The sequence below is a fragment of the Streptomyces sp. NPDC030021 genome (assembly GCF_055574035.1).
Genome location: NZ_JBVIAH010000009.1, coordinates 27609 through 43571, shown reverse-complemented (window position 1 = coordinate 43571; position 15963 = coordinate 27609). Strand labels below are relative to the sequence as shown.

General features: G+C 67.0%; 13 protein-coding genes and 3 pseudogenes. 10 read left to right on the top strand and 6 right to left on the bottom strand.

What is annotated here, in order from left to right; translation table 11 throughout:
- Positions 1–10: 10 nt before the first annotated feature.
- From ACZ4YL_RS19350 to ACZ4YL_RS19325, 6 genes and pseudogenes are all read left to right on the top strand, one after another.
- Entirely contained in the window at positions 11–268 is a 258-nt protein-coding gene (locus ACZ4YL_RS19350) for a hypothetical protein (protein WP_468117805.1), read from the top strand.
- 172 nt (positions 269–440) lie between these two features.
- Positions 441–911, top strand: a complete 471-nt coding sequence (locus ACZ4YL_RS19345) for an RICIN domain-containing protein (RefSeq protein WP_468117803.1) — start codon at positions 441–443, stop codon at positions 909–911.
- 38 nt (positions 912–949) lie between these two features.
- On the top strand, positions 950–1411 hold the full coding sequence (locus ACZ4YL_RS19340; RefSeq protein ID WP_468117801.1) for an RICIN domain-containing protein: 462 nt from the start codon (positions 950–952) through the stop codon (positions 1409–1411).
- 8 nt (positions 1412–1419) lie between these two features.
- On the top strand, positions 1420–2427 hold the full coding sequence (locus ACZ4YL_RS19335) for a ribosome-inactivating family protein (protein WP_468117799.1): 1008 nt from the start codon (positions 1420–1422) through the stop codon (positions 2425–2427).
- Positions 2428–2631: 204 nt separating this feature from the next.
- Positions 2632–2877: pseudogene (locus ACZ4YL_RS19330) on the top strand (DUF6247 family protein); the annotation flags it as partial.
- A 636-nt stretch (positions 2878–3513) separates the two neighbouring features.
- Entirely contained in the window at positions 3514–4035 is a 522-nt protein-coding gene (locus tag ACZ4YL_RS19325; protein ID WP_468117797.1) for a hypothetical protein, read from the top strand.
- 361 nt (positions 4036–4396) lie between these two features.
- On the opposite strand, the gene ACZ4YL_RS19320 is transcribed toward ACZ4YL_RS19325, so the two are convergent.
- The 3 genes from ACZ4YL_RS19320 to ACZ4YL_RS19310 form a co-directional block, all read right to left on the bottom strand.
- Positions 4397–5620, bottom strand: coding sequence for an MFS transporter (locus ACZ4YL_RS19320; RefSeq protein ID WP_468117796.1), 1224 nt, complete (start codon positions 5618–5620; stop codon positions 4397–4399).
- Between the two features lie 282 nt (positions 5621–5902).
- Positions 5903–6697: an IS5 family transposase gene (locus ACZ4YL_RS19315; protein WP_468117794.1), complete on the bottom strand. Its 795-nt coding sequence runs from the start codon at positions 6695–6697 to the stop codon at positions 5903–5905.
- A 280-nt stretch (positions 6698–6977) separates the two neighbouring features.
- Positions 6978–7822 (bottom strand): IS5 family transposase gene (locus tag ACZ4YL_RS19310; RefSeq protein WP_468117793.1). Its coding sequence is split into 2 segments (ribosomal slippage): positions 6978–7492 and positions 7492–7822, totalling 846 coding nucleotides; the frame shifts between segments, so codons are not numbered across the junction.
- Positions 7823–7840: 18 nt separating this feature from the next.
- On the opposite strand from ACZ4YL_RS19310, the gene ACZ4YL_RS19305 reads away from it, so the two are divergent.
- A complete protein-coding gene (locus ACZ4YL_RS19305) occupies positions 7841–8866 on the top strand; it encodes a PQQ-binding-like beta-propeller repeat protein (RefSeq protein WP_468117792.1) in 1026 nt (341 codons plus the stop codon).
- Between the two features lie 540 nt (positions 8867–9406).
- Here the strand turns inward: ACZ4YL_RS19305 and ACZ4YL_RS19300 are convergent.
- Positions 9407–9748, bottom strand: a complete 342-nt coding sequence (locus ACZ4YL_RS19300) for a HopJ type III effector protein (protein WP_468117790.1) — start codon at positions 9746–9748, stop codon at positions 9407–9409.
- Between the two features lie 291 nt (positions 9749–10039).
- Between ACZ4YL_RS19300 and ligA the strand changes: the two are divergent.
- A pseudogene (gene ligA, locus ACZ4YL_RS19295) lies at positions 10040–12093 on the top strand (NAD-dependent DNA ligase LigA); the annotation flags it as partial.
- On the opposite strand, the gene ACZ4YL_RS19290 reads toward ligA, so the two are convergent.
- Positions 12007–12555, bottom strand: a complete 549-nt coding sequence (locus ACZ4YL_RS19290) for an SMI1/KNR4 family protein (RefSeq protein ID WP_468118187.1) — start codon at positions 12553–12555, stop codon at positions 12007–12009. The pseudogene ligA and the gene ACZ4YL_RS19290 overlap by 87 nt on opposite strands.
- Before the next feature lie 10 nt (positions 12556–12565).
- Positions 12566–12934 (bottom strand): annotated as a pseudogene (locus ACZ4YL_RS19285) (DNA/RNA non-specific endonuclease); the annotation flags it as partial.
- A 234-nt stretch (positions 12935–13168) separates the two neighbouring features.
- Here ACZ4YL_RS19285 and ACZ4YL_RS19280 point away from each other — a divergent pair.
- Positions 13169–14359 carry a cytochrome P450 family protein gene (locus ACZ4YL_RS19280; protein WP_468117788.1) on the top strand — a complete coding sequence of 397 codons (1191 nt, stop codon included), beginning with the start codon at positions 13169–13171 and terminating at the stop codon, positions 14357–14359.
- 62 nt (positions 14360–14421) lie between these two features.
- Entirely contained in the window at positions 14422–14844 is a 423-nt protein-coding gene (locus ACZ4YL_RS19275; protein WP_468117786.1) for a hypothetical protein, read from the top strand.
- Positions 14845–15963: the final 1119 nt, after the last annotated feature.

Genomic DNA, 15963 nt, shown 5'->3' with positions numbered 1-15963 from the left:
GTTGACGCACATGCGGGGAAACATGACCCGGGCACTGGTGGCCCTTGTACTGGCCGCGGGGATCGGAGGCGGCAGCCTGGCCGCATCCGCCGCATCCGCCGCATCCGCCGCATCCGCCGCATCCGCCGCATCCGCCGCCTCGGACGGGGCCGTCGCCGGGCAGCGCGTCAGCGCAGGCATGGAACTTCCCGGGGGGCTCGACCCCGACAAGGACTGCCCCGTCACCACGGCGTGGGGCGATGCCCTCTGCCCGCCCCGGCAGTACTAGACCTCCTGGGCAACCGGGAGAGGGGGCGGCGGATTCCATCCGCCGCCGGTTGGGCGGTCGTGGGCCCTGTCCCGGTTCAGCACAAGCCAGTGAAACGCGCCCCGTTGCCGTTGGCCGGTGGCAGCCGGGCGCGCCTTTTTCCAGCTCCCTCACGAACGGAACGGAGACCTACGTGGTCAAGAAGAGGTTCGCCTTGTTCAGCGGTGTCCTTGCCGCGGCCTGCATCGCGGTTCTGGCTACCCCGGCACATGCCGAGTCCGGTGTGGCCTTCAGGGACAGGCAGACCGGACTGTGCCTGGACGGAAATACTCGTGGGGATATATATACCCACGAGTGCGGCGGAGACAATCCATATCAGCACTGGGTTCTGGTGTCGATCCCCTTCACCGACACGTTTCAGATGCGAAGCGTCAAGACCGGCCTGTGCCTCTCCGGCTTCGGGCCGGGTCGGAATGAGGTGTACGGGCTTCGCTGCAACTCCGCCGAGTACGCCCAGCGATGGCAGCGGTGGTACATCGACAACAATGTGAGTGCGCTCGTCAATTACCAGAACAAGTACGCACTGGACTCCAATGCGAAGGGGGAAGCTTATGTCTCGATTTACGGCACCGGCAACCCTTACATGCAGTGGACCATGCAGTAGCAAATGGGGCATTCTCATCCGGAGAACGGGATAATTTGGTGAAGATCCGAAACGGCGTCATCGGCAGTGCACTCACCGCCGTTTTTGTCGCGGCCCTGGCCGTGCCGGCAGCGGCCGCCGACGGCGTGATGCTGCAGAACGAGAAGACCGGGCTCTGCCTCGACGGAGACTTTCAGGGAAATATTTACACCAAGGAATGCGGCTCGACCAATCCCTACCAGCACTGGATCCTCCACACCGGTGAGTGGCACGGAGACGTCATGATCCAGAGCACCAAGACCGGTCGCTGCCTGGCAGCGAAGGGATCGTCCGTCGTCGGCGCCGCCTGTAATGCGCAGGACCGCACGCAGCAGTGGGCCAATACGTGGGTGCGCGACGGGCTCTACGCGATGATCAACGAGTCTTCCAGGACTGCACTCGACTCCAACTACAAGGGCGACGCATACGTGCACGAATACGGGAGCGACAACCCCTATCAGCATTGGTACCGGACTGCCTAATCAGCCCCATGGCACCATCGAGTTTCCTTCGCCATGACAGACAAAGGAAAGAAGACGACCCGCACATGCAAGCGACCAAAACGCACGGCATCGTTCACCGGACCACCCTCGCCCTGGCACTGCTCGGGGCTGTGCTGTCCACCTTGCTCGCAGCCCCTACGGCCTCCGCCCTGCCGCGCCCCGGCATCAACATCGTCGACTGGGACATCACGTCGATGGTCAACGTGGACGCGAACCGCGCCGAAATCGCCAGCCGGTACGAGAACATGATCCGGGACATGCGCGAAATAGCGTTCAGCGCGATGACCGGCAACGGAAACTCGGCGGTGACGTCTGCCGTACCGAACCGCACCATCGAGCTGAGGATCATTGACCGCAACACCCCTCCGGGACAGCGCAGAGGGCATCAGGTCTCCCTGTACTTCCGGTCCGACAACCTGTACCTCATGGGATTCTGGTCCGAGAACGGCATACAGGGGCACCTGAACACGCATTTCGCTTTCACTGATTTCCAGGGCCTCATGCAGCAGAACATCCGGTCTGCCGGCTTCCCGACGGTCAATGTCGATAGCCTCGGCATCGGGAGCAACTACGCGGGACGCGGGAACCTCAACGCCGGGGACCGGGGCGAACGGAATGTCAGTGCGGGCGACATCCTCCGCTCCATTAACGTCCTGCGCCGGCTCGGGGGCGAAAACTACAACCAGACCAACATGCAGGCAGCGCTCACCCAGTTGATCCAGGTGACCGCTGAGTCCGTGCGCTTCGACATCATGGCCCGCCACCACGCGGCCAACATCCGGAACGTCCGCGGGACCCCCATCGGAGGCCTGGTGGAACTGGAGAACCGGTGGGGCCCCCTCTCGGCATGGGTGAACAGCTACTTCCCGGGCCGCCAGCTCACCATCACCGTCCTCGGCCAGACGTTCACGAATCCGCTGCTGCTGAACCTGCAGCCCGTTCCGAACGGTCCTGGAGGGGGACTCGGATACATGATGTTCCAGGGCGGCGCCTGACGTACCGCGCAGCCGGCAGGTCGCGCCGCCGTACGGCTGTGTCCCGTCACCGCTCCTGGATGATCGAGCCTCTTCGGGTCGACGATTGATCGGGGGACGTGGACGAGGCAAGGACCGGGGCTGCAATGCACGAGGCTCCCGTGCCGTTGAGGGAGCGGTTCCAAGCGATCCTGGTCGTTTCATCGCGGTTGATGCCGGGTTGGGGTGAGTGCCCAGCCCGACCACACACCCCTCACCCCGCACGCCCCCGCACCAGGCGCGCCGGCCGGCCTGCGCGTCGACCGGCGTGCCGCACAGTGGGTGCCGGCTTTCGAGCGGGAGTGGGCGGCCGCGCTGGAGGAGTTCCGCCGCACGTTCTCCCTCGCCGGGCTGTACGAGGTCGTCCAGGACTGGCAGGGCCGCCTCGCCCACGCCCCGGCGGTCGACGCGACCGTGCGGGACGTCCTGGACGCCGCAGCAGCAGCGCCGTGGGGCCCCCTTTGGCCAGTGGAGTCTCCGCGGGGCGGGCAAGGAGCATCCAGGAGCCTGCCCAGGGCGGCATGGGGAACCGTGCAGTTGTCCGGCGCCAGTCATGTTCAGGTGACCGCCCCATGTCCGACCCTGTTTTAGAGTGATCGTTTGACTCCGAAGAAGGTGAGGCGGCTTGTGAAGTCCAGGACTGCACAACGGTGTTATGTGTTCGTCGCGGTTTTGGCGATGGCAACCGCTGGCTGTACGAAGGCACCAGCGACAAACGCCGTGGACGCTGCTCCGCCGGCTTCCGCCGGCACGCCTGGCAAGCCACCGCGCGCCGTGCACGATCCGCCGGCGCGTTTCGATGGCGGCGCCGGAGTTCTCATGCCGCAGGAGGCGGGGTCCGGCCGGCTGACATGGCCGGGGGGAGGGACGCCAGTGGCCCTCTACAAGCAGACGGCATATGTAGCTCTGCCCGATCGTGTCCTGGCGGTCGACACGGCTAGGCCGTTTCTTAGAAGCCGTATCTCAACCGAACATGATCGCTTAATTTCTGCTGGTCAGGCATGGTCTGGCTCGGAATGAGGGAGGCATCCGACGTCTTGTTTCCGATCCGTGAGCGAGGGGTGCGCGATGGCGTCGGTGCTGGGAATGTTGGAGGAGCGGGAGACAGCGGCCCGTGTGCGGGTGGAAGGGCTGCGGGAGGAAGTCGCCCGGTTGGCTGGGGTGTTGGAGGAAGGCGAGATCGAGCTGGACCGGCGGGTGATCGCGCGGGAAGAGCTGGTCGAAGCCCTGGCAGCCCCGGCTGCCGGGACCACCGCCGTGACCGGGTCCGAGGTGGAGCAGGAAGCCGTGTCTTCGCCCGCGTCGGTGCCGGGCTCGATCGTGCCGCCTTGGCGCGAAGGATTGCTGGTGACGGTGCTGGACTACCAGCGGATCCTGGGTGTGCTCGACAAGCGGCAGCTGGAGGGCCAAGGACCGCTGAAGGCCAAGGAGATCACGGTGGAGCTGGGCCTTCAGACGACGTCGGCGAAGGTCGAGGGGGTGCGCTCGAAGGCCAGGCGGCTGGCGGAGCGCGGGTGGCTCGTGCAGGAGGCGTCGGGGATGTTCAGCGCCGGCCGGCGGCCCGTGCCAGACGCCGCCCCATCCGCGTGACCATCGACCACCGGATCACCGCCTCACTACTGGTCGGCAACGTCTCGTAGTCCCGGGCCAGTCGGCGCGAATGCATCAGGCACGCGAACGTGCGCTCTACCACCCAACGCCCCAGCAGCACCACGAACCCCTCTGTCAATGGCCTTGAAGTTCTCCCCGTTGGCGGCCAGGAGTGCTCCCCGCTGGCGGCCTGCGAGATCTCCCCAACGGCGGCCAGATAATTTCCCGCCGTGGTGAGTGCTGTGATCAGCTGAAGATGTCCCGAAGGCAGGGGTGTGCGCGTGTCCGTCACACCGCAGGTCCGCCGCAGCTGTGGAAGCAGGAGCAGTGCGGTAGACCGCCCGTCAAGCAGGTATATGGCCTACGGTTTGGCCGGGCCAGGCCACGAGATCTTCCGGACGTAGTGGATGCACGCGACCAGCACCATCAGGGCAGCTGACGTGCCACCAAGCGTCATGACCATAGATGGGGAAGAGCGGTCAACCACGACACCTCCGACCAGCGCCCCGATGGAGATGGTGGCCTGGAACGAGGCGGTGAAGAGCACGGAGGAGGCTTCGGGTGAATCGGGCGAGGCCTTGGCGAACCAGGTCTGTGAGCAGACAGGCACGGCTCCATAGGCAACGCCCCACAGAACCAGCAGGGCTACGGCGCCGAGATCACCCCTGCCGAGCGCCGGGAGCAGCACAGTCGCGCCGGCCATTACCAGTGCGGCGGCCGCGAAGGTGCCCCTCGGATACCGAGCCACAGCCGCCCCGCCCAGGAAGTTCCCGGCAATTCCTGCAGCTCCGTAAATGAGCAGATATACCGTGATGAGCCCGGAGCTCACATGGGTCACCTGCTCCAGGAACGGAGTGACGTAGGTGTAGGCACCGAAGTGGGCGAGCACAACGAGGAACGTCATCACCAAAGCAAACCGAGTATTGACACTCCCGAGCATGCCCGTGAGCACACTGAGACGAGTCGGCTCACCGGCCGGCAGCGGCGGGACGACCAGGAGCAACATGACGAAGACGAGGAGAGTCAGGATCCCCATGGCAAGAAACGCCGTACGCCACCCCGCGACATCTCCGATGAACGTACCGAGCGGGACTCCGAGCACGGAACCGAGAGGCACCGCGGAGAAGATCACGGCGATTGCCCGGCCTACCGATTCGGCAGGAACCAGCCGGCTGGCCAGCCCCGCTCCGATGGACCAGAAACCACCGATGGTGACGCCGACCAACACGCGTGAGACCAGGACCAGCCAGTAGCTCGACGCAACTGCGGCCAAGAAGTTCGCCAATGCCAGCAACAGAATAAACGCACCCAGCATGAGCCGACGGTCGAAACGCCCCGTAGCAACGGTTACCACCGGCGCCGAGATCGCGGCCAGGAAGCCAGGCATAGTCATCATCAGACCAGCCATTCCATCGGAGATGGTGAAACTCGAACCGATCGAAGTCAACAATCCGATCGGTAGAATTTCGGTAGTGACGATCGAGAAGATCCCCAACATCACCGAAATTACTGCCAGCCACGAGGCCAGTGGTGATCGAGTCGGCAGTACAGGGGGGTCGATGGAGGTGGTAGTTGCTGTGGACATGAATCCCGTCCTGTATTGGGCATCACATGAAGTATGAGCACCATTGCAGCAGGGACACGATCCATCTTCTGGCAGATTCGCGACGTCAACAACAGACCCCCAGGGCGACGCCCGTTCTCCCGCTGACACCGGGGGGAACACCATCCACGGCAAATACGTACTGGCCAAGGGCCGGCTGGATGGGCATCGACACGGCGGTGGCGGCGAAGGCCGAGGGGGCGCGCTCGAAGGCGAAACGCCTGGCCGAGCTGGTCGGGTTGCTCCAGGAGGCGTCGGGGGCGGTCAGTGCCGGTCGCAGGCGTGTGGCCTCGCCAGGCGGCGGCCCATCCGTGTGATCATCGAGAACAGGATCATCGCCTCGCTGGTCGTGGGCAGCGTCTCGTAGTCCCGGCACAGACGCCTCGAGTGCATCAGCCAGCTCAGGGTGCGCTCGACCACCCACCGCCTCGGCAGCACCACGAACCCCTTCGTGTCGTCGGTCCGTTTGACGACTTCCACGGTCAGGGCGAGTTTCTCGCGGGCCCAGTGGATGAGGGATCCGGTGTAGCCGCCGTCGGCCCAGACCAGAAGGATGTCCCTGTGCAGCTCGCGCAGCCGGGTCAGCAGGCCGGTAGCCGCTTCGCGGTCGCCGACGTTCGCGGCGGTCACGGCCACGACCAGCAGCAGGCCCAGGCAGTCCGTCACGATGTGCCGCTTCCTCCCGTTGATCAACTTGCCGCCGTCGTAGCCGTGTGAGGTGGAGGGCACCGAGGCGGCGGCTTTCACCGACTGCGCGTCGATGACCCCCGCTGTCGGCTCCGCGTCGCGTCCCTCACGCTCCCGCACCTTCTCGCGCAGCCGGTCATGGAACTCGGCGATCAGCCCGTGCTGCCGCCAGCGGCGGAAGAACGCATAGACCCGCGGCCAGCAGGGAAAGTCTGCGGGCATCGACCGCCAGGAGATCCCGCCCGCGACCAGGTAGCGGATCGCGTCCAGCATCTGGCGGTGGCAGTAGCCCTCGGGTTGCCCGCCCCGGCCCTCCAGCCAGACCGGCGTGGGCAGCAACGGCCGCACCACTGCCCACTCCGTGTCCGACATGTCCGACGGATACCGCGGCTCCCGATCGGGATGATCGGCCGCGTTGCCGTACACGTGCGCGAGACAATCGCATGACACGGCGGACGAGTTGAACTCAACCGGTTCGGACGCGTACCCATACGACAACAGGCCTCCCGGCACCGCCCGGTCAGATTCGCATCCCCGAGCTACCGAGAGGCCCTGCCTTCATGCGTGTACCGCCGGAAGATCACCCGACCAGGAACCCTGTTCGATCCACACGTTCCATGATCGATTGAGATACGGCTGGGCTTCTTAGGGATCACCTCGCGGACCAGATGTGGATGGCCGCGAGGTGGAGGGCCGCCCGGTAGACGGTGGCTGTCTTGTCGTAGCGGGTGGCCAGGCCGCGCCACTGTTTGAGCTTGTTGATGCAGCGCTCGACGGTATTCCGCAGTTTGTAGGCCGCCTTGTCGAAGGCCGGCGGCCTGCCGCCTTTTCGTCCGAGGCGTTTGCGGTTGGCGATCTGGTCGTCAGGCTGTGGGTTCACGGCACGGATCTTGCGCTTGCGGAGGTGTTCGCGGATCACGCGGGACGAGTACGCCTTGTCGGCCAGCACGGTCGTGGGCCGGGTCCGGGGCCTGCCCTTCGGCCGGCCCACCCGGATCGCGGCCATGACCTGCGGGAAGGCGGGGGCGTCACCGGCCTGGCCGGGAGTGAGAACGAACGCGAGTGGCCGGCACCGGCCGTCGGCGGCGAGGTGGATCTTCGTGGTCAGTCCGCCGCGGGACCGGCCGAGGGCATGGTCGAGCGGCTCGCCCGCCGGGGCCCCCTTTGACGGGCCCCGGCGGCGTGCTGATGGGCACGGACGATGGTGGAGTCCACCGAGACGACCCAGTCCAGGTCCTCTTCCGTGTCGGCCTGGGCGAGCAGGGCGGCGAAGACGCGCTCCCACGTGCCGTCGATCGCCCACATCCGCAGCCGGCTGTGGGCGCCCTTCCATGAACCGAACCGCTCGGGCAAGTCCATCCACGGAGTGCCTGTGCGGTACTTGAACGCGATCGCGTCGATCACTTGGCGATGGTCTCGCCACCGACCACCCCGCCGAGGCTTCCGGTCCGGCAACAACGGCTCGATCCGCGACCACTGCGCGTCAGTCAACGACACACATCAACCAACGATCAGATGATCGGTAAGAAACGGCCTAGCGGTGCGGTCACCACCGCGGTCACTTCGGAAGCCGAGCCACTTGTGAAGTTGACCCCGAATCTTGAGAACGGCCTCCCGGCTCCCTTTGTCACCGGCGCTGAGTCACCGCTGGTCCTCACCACCTTCTTCGTTCACCAGCCGGGCGTCGGAACGCAGGCCCCGCGTGTCTTTCTGGAGTTCACGGCGATCCCCACGGCCGCGGGGGCCGCCCCGTGGCGGATGCCGCTGGAACTTCCGGAGTGGACGAAGCGTAGCCAGTCTCCGATCGCTTCTTCGGTCGTCGGGGTGTCTGGCAGGGTCGCTGTCTTTACGCTCTCCCCGACCCAGTCGACGGTCTCATCCGGAGCCACCACCTATGCCGTCGATCTCGACAGCCATCGTGTGCTGTGGACCAAAGACCTGTTTCAGGCGGCGTCGGTCACGGACGGCATCGTGACGGGCGAAAAGTGGGACGAGATCGACAGCGCCTACTCGGCCGTAGCCGGATACGACCTGGCCACCGCTGCCGAGAAGTGGCGGGCTGACGACCGTACCAACCTCCAGGTGACGCCGGCCGGACCCCACCTCATCCTGGCCACGGCGAAGAACAAGTCCGACTTCCGGATCCAGTACCGCCAGTTCCTCGACCCCGTCACCGGCAGGGTGAAGCGAGACCTGCCGGAGGACCTTCCCGGCAGTGACTGCGCTCACGACGGCGCGAGCACCCTCGTGTGTGCCGGGCGTAGCCTCGAGTCCTACGTCTGGGCCGTCGATGACACCAGCGGTGCCGTCCGTTGGCAGCTGCCGGACAAGAACGCCGGCCGCATCGCACCCCAGGTGACCGCGGTGTGGCACGGGCGGATCTACGGCAAAACCGGCGACGGACCCCTCACCTTGGATGCGCGTACTGGCGCCGACCTACCGACACGGCCCGGCATCGCCCCCTACCTGGTCAACGATTACACCGGACTGGCCCTCTCCGAAACTGACGATGCCTTGACGGCCTACCCGACCAACGGATGACTGCGACATCAGGAGGGCCTCGGTCGTGGAGGATGCAGAAGGGTGACACGCCGGAGCGGGAGGCCGCCGTTGTGGCCGCCTCCCGCCCGCCGAGATGTGGCCGTCCCGAACCCTCCTGGGGTGGCCCCGGACCCTCCTCGCGGAGGAGTTGTCAAAAGTTGGCTTCGTTCGCTTCAACCGACAGCGTTTGTGCCTGGGTTCCGGCGGGCGTTCAGTGATCACCGGCACTCTGGATGTTCATGGGAAATGACGGCAGCGTCGCCCTCTCGGTGGGCTCCTCGCTGACCTGCTTCAGGGAACGGCCTCCTGGTGACCGGCCGTACTGCCGCAGACGACACTCACCCCATGATCAAAGCCGACGTCATCGGCAAACCCCTGCGCCGCCTGGGGCTCACCGCCAGCGGCCTGCGACCTGTTCCGGCTCAACTTCAACGGCGGCTGCTGACGCCGGTGACGCCTCGTCCCGCTCTTGAAGGGCTGGGGGAGTGGTTGTACGGGGTGTTCCGCTCCTCGCCTTTGGTGCTCGTCCGGAACCGCTGTTCAGCTCTTGCGGGCCAGCGGTTGCCCGGCGAAGCGCACCCCTGCCAGGCCATGGGTCATGAGGTTGCGGATGTTGCCGTGATCAGTGCCGTTCGGCGTCGCCAGCACGCTGCGGTAGTGCTCACCGAATGCCAGCAGCGCCTCCTGGTCGCTCAGCCCTTCCAGCAGAGCCAGTCCCAGCGTCTTGCAGGATCCCTCGTTCTCACCTGCGGCACTTTCCGCTTCCCCGTTGCGGAACGCCTGCGGCTGGTATTCGTAGTGCGCGGTGATGAAGGCCAAGGTGTCGGCGAACTCGTGCTCACCTGACGCAAGGCTTGCCCGCAGCGAGTTCAGATCAGTCATGTCGGTTCCCTTGGGTTGAACAGACGAGCCGATTGCCGTCCGTGACCGGGGGACAATAGCCCCTTCAGGCCAGCCGGTAGGAATCGGGCCACATGTCGGAACGAGCGGCGTCTCCGCAGGTCACGATGCGCGTCTGTGTGACCGTCGGGAGCCGCTTTCGGTCCGGGCGATCGGCCGCGGGGGTGGTTCTGATCAGCAGGCTGTTGCCGTTCCCGTCCTGTGCCGCAGGGCGGCTCGATGTGTGCCGTGGCAGGGCGGGGTCGGACGGTGGCGTTGTCAGTGCGGGGCAGGATGATGACCTTCACGAGCGAAAACAGTGCCCTGCTCTCTCCTGCCGCCTACGTGGAGGCCGTGACCACCGCCGTGGCGGCGTCAGCCGCGTACTACGACGACGGAACCACCCCGCTCGGCGACGACGAGTACGACGGGCTGCTGCGCGCCATCGTGGCCTACGAGGAGGCCCACCCGGACGAGGTGCTTGCCCAGTCGCCGACCGGGAAGGTGGCGGGCGGGGCTGTGCAGGGCGATGTGCCGCACTCGGTGCCGATGCTCTCCCTCGACAACGTCTTCGACGCTGACGAGCTCGCCGAGTGGGCGGCAGGGCTGGAGCGGCGACTCGGGCGCCCCGTGGCCGGGTGGTGTGTGGAGCCGAAGCTCGACGGTCTCGCGGTGGCCGCCCGGTACCGGGGTGGCCGGCTCGTTCAGGTCCTCACCCGCGGCGACGGCCTGGCCGACGAGGACATCACCCACGCCGCCGACGCCGTCCTCGGTCTGCCGCCGGTACTCACCAAGCCGGTCGGCGTCGAGTTGCGCGGCGAGGTGCCGCTGACGACCGCGCAGTTCGAGGAAGCCAACCGGATCCGGCTCGCCCACGCGGCCACGCCCTTCGCGCACCCGCGCAGCGGAGCGGCCGGGACCCTGCGGGCCAAGGACCGCCCGTACCGGATCGAGTTGACCTTCTTCGCCTACGGCGCGATCGGCCTGGACGGCCTCGGCCACGTCGCTCTTCTGGAGAACCTGGCCGCGCTCGGCGCGAACACGTCCGCCAGCACGTCCGCCGCCCCGATGCGATGCGAGACCGTGGAGCAGGTGCAGGAACGCATCGACGTGATCGACGGCCTCCGCGGAGACCTGCCGTTCGGGATCGATGGTGTCGTCGTCAACGCCGACACGGCCGAGGACCAGCGGCAGGCCGGCAACGGCTCGCGCGCCCCGAGGTGGGCGGTGGCCCGGAAACTGGCGGCCGAACACAAGGTGACGCGCCTGCTGGCGGTGGAGTGGAACGTCGGCCGGACCGGGATCATCGCCCCGCGCGCTGTCCTGGAGCCGGTGGTCATCGACGGGTGACGGTCACTTACGCCACGCTTCACAATCCGTCCGACATCACCCGGCGCGGGCTCGTGATCGGCGACCAGGTGTTCGTGTACCGGGCTGGCGACGTGATCCCCCGGGTCGAGGCACCGCTGGTCGACCAGCGTACCGCCGCCGAGAGCCCGATCGTCTTCCCCGAGGCGTGCCCCCGCTGTGCCGACGCGATCGAGAGCTCCGAGCAGCGGTGGCCGTGCGTGCGCGGCCGGAGCTGTCAGGCCGTGGCCTCGGTGATCTACGCGGCCGGCCGGGATCAGCTCGACATCGAAGGTCTCGGCGGCACGCGCGCGATCCAGCCGGTGGAGGCCGGTCTGGTCAAGGACGCCGCCGACCTGTTCACGCTGACCCGCGAGCAGCTCCTCGGTGTGGAGCGGATGGGTGAGACCAGCGCCGCCAACCTCCTGGCCGCGATCGAGACCGCCCGCGGGGCTGCGTTGAGCCGCGTGTTCTGCGCCCTCGGTGTCCGCGGCACCGGGCGCACGATGTCCCGCCGGATCGCCGCGCACTTCGGCTCGATGGCCGCGATCCAGGCCGCCGACGCGGACACGGACACGCTGGCCGGGGTCGACGGCATCGGCACCGAGAAGGCCCGCGTCATTGCGGAGGAACAGCGATCCGTTCGGCGGCAGCGCGAGGTCGCGGCCTCCACGGTGGCCCGTCCCGCCCGCGCCCTACGGGCCGGGGCGTCCAGATCGAGTGGCTGCGCGGCCGGATCGACAGCCGTGGGATCGGCAGCCGGCAGCCCGCCCAGGGCCTTCTGCGCGGGCTGCTCCCGCCTCGGTACTGGGGCAACGTCCAACCGGCTCCGTTCTGCGCCGTCGAGGCCCTGGGGTGAGGGATGCATCAGGTCGTGTCCGGGCCGGAGAGTTGGCATTTCGGGGGCCTGTAACTCACAAGAAACTGGAAATGGAACTGGAACGGAATTCGTGCGGTTCCTCCGACGGGAAGTCGTAGAACATTTCGGACTCCGTGTCGCCGGTGAGAAGAATGGACTGCAGGAACTCAGAACACGACTGGGTATGGAACTCCCAGTCCCGGCCACGTCCCTCTTTGATGAGGACGGCCCACTGATCGGGTTCCAGGCCAGGGCGGGCCAGCCAGTACAGGCAGTCGCCGTTCTCGGTCAGGGCCCAGGCGACGGTGCGGGATCCTGCCTCTGCGAGTTCGGCGGGCTTGGGCTCTCCGCCCTTCCAGAGCCCGTGCTGTGCCTCGACGCGGTCGTGGTTCTCAGTCACCAGGTCGTAGTGCTTGTTGGGACAGTCCGGCTCGAGTACCCAGATGGCGTCGTCGAAGAGACCACCGCCGTGCAGGTCAACGAGCTGCTTGTAGTCGCTCGGGAGGATTGTTCCGAGCTCCTCTTCAACACGCGCCCAGCCGTGGGCCCGGGGAGCGTCCGATGGTGGGATGGCTTCGACGAGGTGGGCGATGGCAGGGTTCACGGCCGCTCCTTCAGCTTGAGTTCCGTTGTCTCTTGGGTACGTTGAGGATAGTGATGATGTCTGATTTGAAGTCCCGGCCTTCGTAGGGCCTGAAATGGAATCCCCGGATTCCGTTGACCTCAAGGGCGAGTCCCACGGGAATCAGGTCCGTTGCATTGTTGGTGCGGTAGATCGGGGTGGCGGTGTACTCGATCGTCTCACCTCGATCGACGGCGTCCCGGATTTGGTTCTCGATGTGGACCATCACGGGAGTGTTGGCGTACGCATGCATAGTGACGAAGTTCCGGGGATCCTTGTTGGAACCGCCGATTTGCGCGCCGAGCAGGTGGGTCCGCTTGTATCCCTCACCGCTTTCCCGACCTGCCACCCCACCCGTCATCGCCGCTCTCCTGCAACTGCTTCAGCATCTTGCCGAGGTCGTGACCATGACTCTGCTCGGGCCCGAGGAGCGCCTTCAGCGCAAGCTCAGCCAGTTGCCGGGCGAGGAAGAGGGCCGGCTGCGGGACCCATGCGTCGATCAACGCGATGCGTCGGCGAGGCCACCCCTTCTGGGCTCATGTTCTCGCTTCGTCGGGGCCGTTGCCCGGCCGAAGCGACAAACTAGGGTGAGCCCATGGATCTACAGGGCGACCTCATGAAGCACCCACACGATGCGTACCAGCACCTGCGTGACACTGCGCCGGTACAGCGCATCGCAGGGCCCACCGGCGAACCGGCATGGCTTGTCACCCGGTACGACGACGTACGCTCAGCCCTTGCGGATCCACGGCTCTCCCTCGACAAGACCAACGCCGCGGAAGGCTCGTACCGCGGCTTGTCCTTGCCGCCGGCCCTTGACGCCAACCTCTTGAACACGGATCCCCCCGACCACACCCGTATTCGCAAGCTCGTCAGCCGCGCCTTCACGCCCCGCCGCGTGGACGCGCTGCGCGCCCCGATTCGGCGGACCGCGGACGGACTGCTGGACGTGCTCGGCACGGAGGGCCGAACTGACCTCATCTCCGCATACGCTGCCCCGCTGCCGATCACCGTCATCTGTGACCTCCTCGGGATCCCGGACGACCATCGCAAGGACTTCCGCGCTTGGACCAACGAGCTGATCGCACCGGACCCCAGCCGCCCGCAGGCCGCCAAGCAGGCGATCGGCGCCATGCTCGCCTTCTTCACCGAGCTCATCGCGCACAAGCGCCGGCACCCTGCCGACGACCTGCTCTCCGACCTGATCGCGGTTCGCGACGGCGACGGCGACCGGCTCAGCGAGGACGAACTGACGTCGCTCGCCTTCCTCATCCTCGGCGCGGGATACGAGAACACCGTTCAGCTCATCGGAAATGCCGTACACGCACTCCTGAGCCATCCCGAGCATCTGGCACGCCTCCGCATGGACCCGTCGAAGCTCCCCGAGGCAGTCGAGGAACTGGCGCGCTACGAAGGGCCGGCGCTTCTGGCGATCCGCCGCTTCCCCACCGAGGACGTGACTATCGGAGGAGTATCCGTCCCTGCCGGGGAAACCGTCCTGCTGTCGCTGTCTGCGGCCAACCGCGATCCCGCCCGCTTCTCCCACCCCGAGCAGCTCGACGTCGACCGCGACGCCTCCGGGCACCTGGCACTGGGCCACGGCATCCACTACTGCCTGGGCGCACCGCTGGCCCGGGCCGAGGTCGAGATCGCGCTGGCCGCACTCCTTGAGCGGTTCAGCAGCCTGACTCTGGCCGAGCCCGAACCCCGGTGGCGACCGTCCCTGCGTGCCCGTGGCCTGCTCGAGCTGCCGGTGGAGTACAAGACCGCGCGGCCGCGCGCGTAAGAAAGGCACGTTGCCGCCACTCCTGAAGTGAGTGACGGCCGTCCATTGCGGGGAGCGACACGATGCCGACCGGCCTCCGCACCTCGCGCGACACCGTCAGCAACGGCGCCTGGAGGCAGCCGCTGCGGCCGTCTCTGTGGGCGGTCGCGGGCGTGACCTCGCCGCTGAGTACCACAACGGCCCCACAGTGCCCGGTGCTTCGTTCGGCTGGGACACCAGCGGCGAACACGCCCCCCACCCGCCTTCGGGTCGATGACGCGACCACCGGCTCGTGGGCGGCCGTCGACTACGACGGCCGCACCGTGGCCGACTTCGCCGTCACGCAGGCAGGGTCGCGACAGCTGTGGGACGAGATCACCGCCGCATACAGTCGGTGGGAGGAGTTCGGCCGACCGAGCGTCGGCAGCAGGTACGGCCTGACCGCGACATCCGGTGGCACCGTGGTGTGGGTGGACTCTCCCGCGATCACCGTGGCCGCCCGCTGACCCCGGAGCCCGCCGAACGCGTTCTCGAAACTGGCGTACGACCTGCCCTCGGTGATGAGGCTCGTTGAAAGCGGCTGTGGCCTCCATTCCGCGACGATCAGGGTCGGCTCAGTTCACGGACTATCGACAACAGGCGTTCGCACCTGCGGGCGGCAAACCGACAGGAGCGGGGTCGATGTCACCAGTCCGGGAAGCCCGCGGGGATGCGCACACCGCCGGCGTTGCCGAAGGTGTGCGCATCCCCGCGTCGGCAGGTCTCAGCCCTGCTCTCCAGACAGGGGGGTAGCGGTCGGTTCGGGAGAGGACCCCGCTGGGGGACCCGTAGGAGGGTTCTCGCTTCGTGCGCGGCAGCGGTACCTCGGTCGCTCGTGGACCCAGCCCAGATGCCACGTCTCCAGGAGATCCACACCAACCTCATCGACCGCCTCCAAGAGGCCAAGGATCAGGGCTGGCTCGGCGAGGTCGCCGCGATCGAGACCACCATGACCGCCGCCGTCCAGAAGCTGGAGGCCATGCGTGACCGTGTGGCCCAGCCGTCCACCTCGGCATGCCAGATTTCCGTGGCGTCGTCGCGCGCAGCGACTCCGAGCAGCGAAACGAGGATGCGAAGCAGCAGCCCTGAGGACTACAACGAGGGGATGACTGTCTTCCTCTGTTCCAAGTGCGGCACCGCGATCACGGCGGAGCTGGCCGAGCTTGCCACCATCCCTGACGTCTCCGACGAAGAGCGCGACCGGGACAGGGAGACACGCAGGGCACCTTCCACCGTTCCGCAGGGCCACTACGCGATCGATCCCGAGCCCTGGGGACCTCCCTACGTCGCGCAGGACGATCAGGAGAACCCGAAGCGGGCTCAGTCGCGCGGAACTCTGGTCTGCCGCGAAGAAGGCTTCGTCATCTCGGCGGGCAGCCGACAGACAGTGCTGGTGCACCCCGACGACGCCGCCGGCCTTCAACCACTGCCCGAGTGGGAGAACAGCAACGGGTGCTGCGGACCGACAGGCAACGAGGGACCACCTCCGACGACCCCCAGCGGGGGGGGGGGGGGGGGGGGGGGGGGGGGGGGGGGGGGAGGGGGGGTGGGGGGGGTGGGGGGGGCCCCAGCAGGGGGGGTGTTTC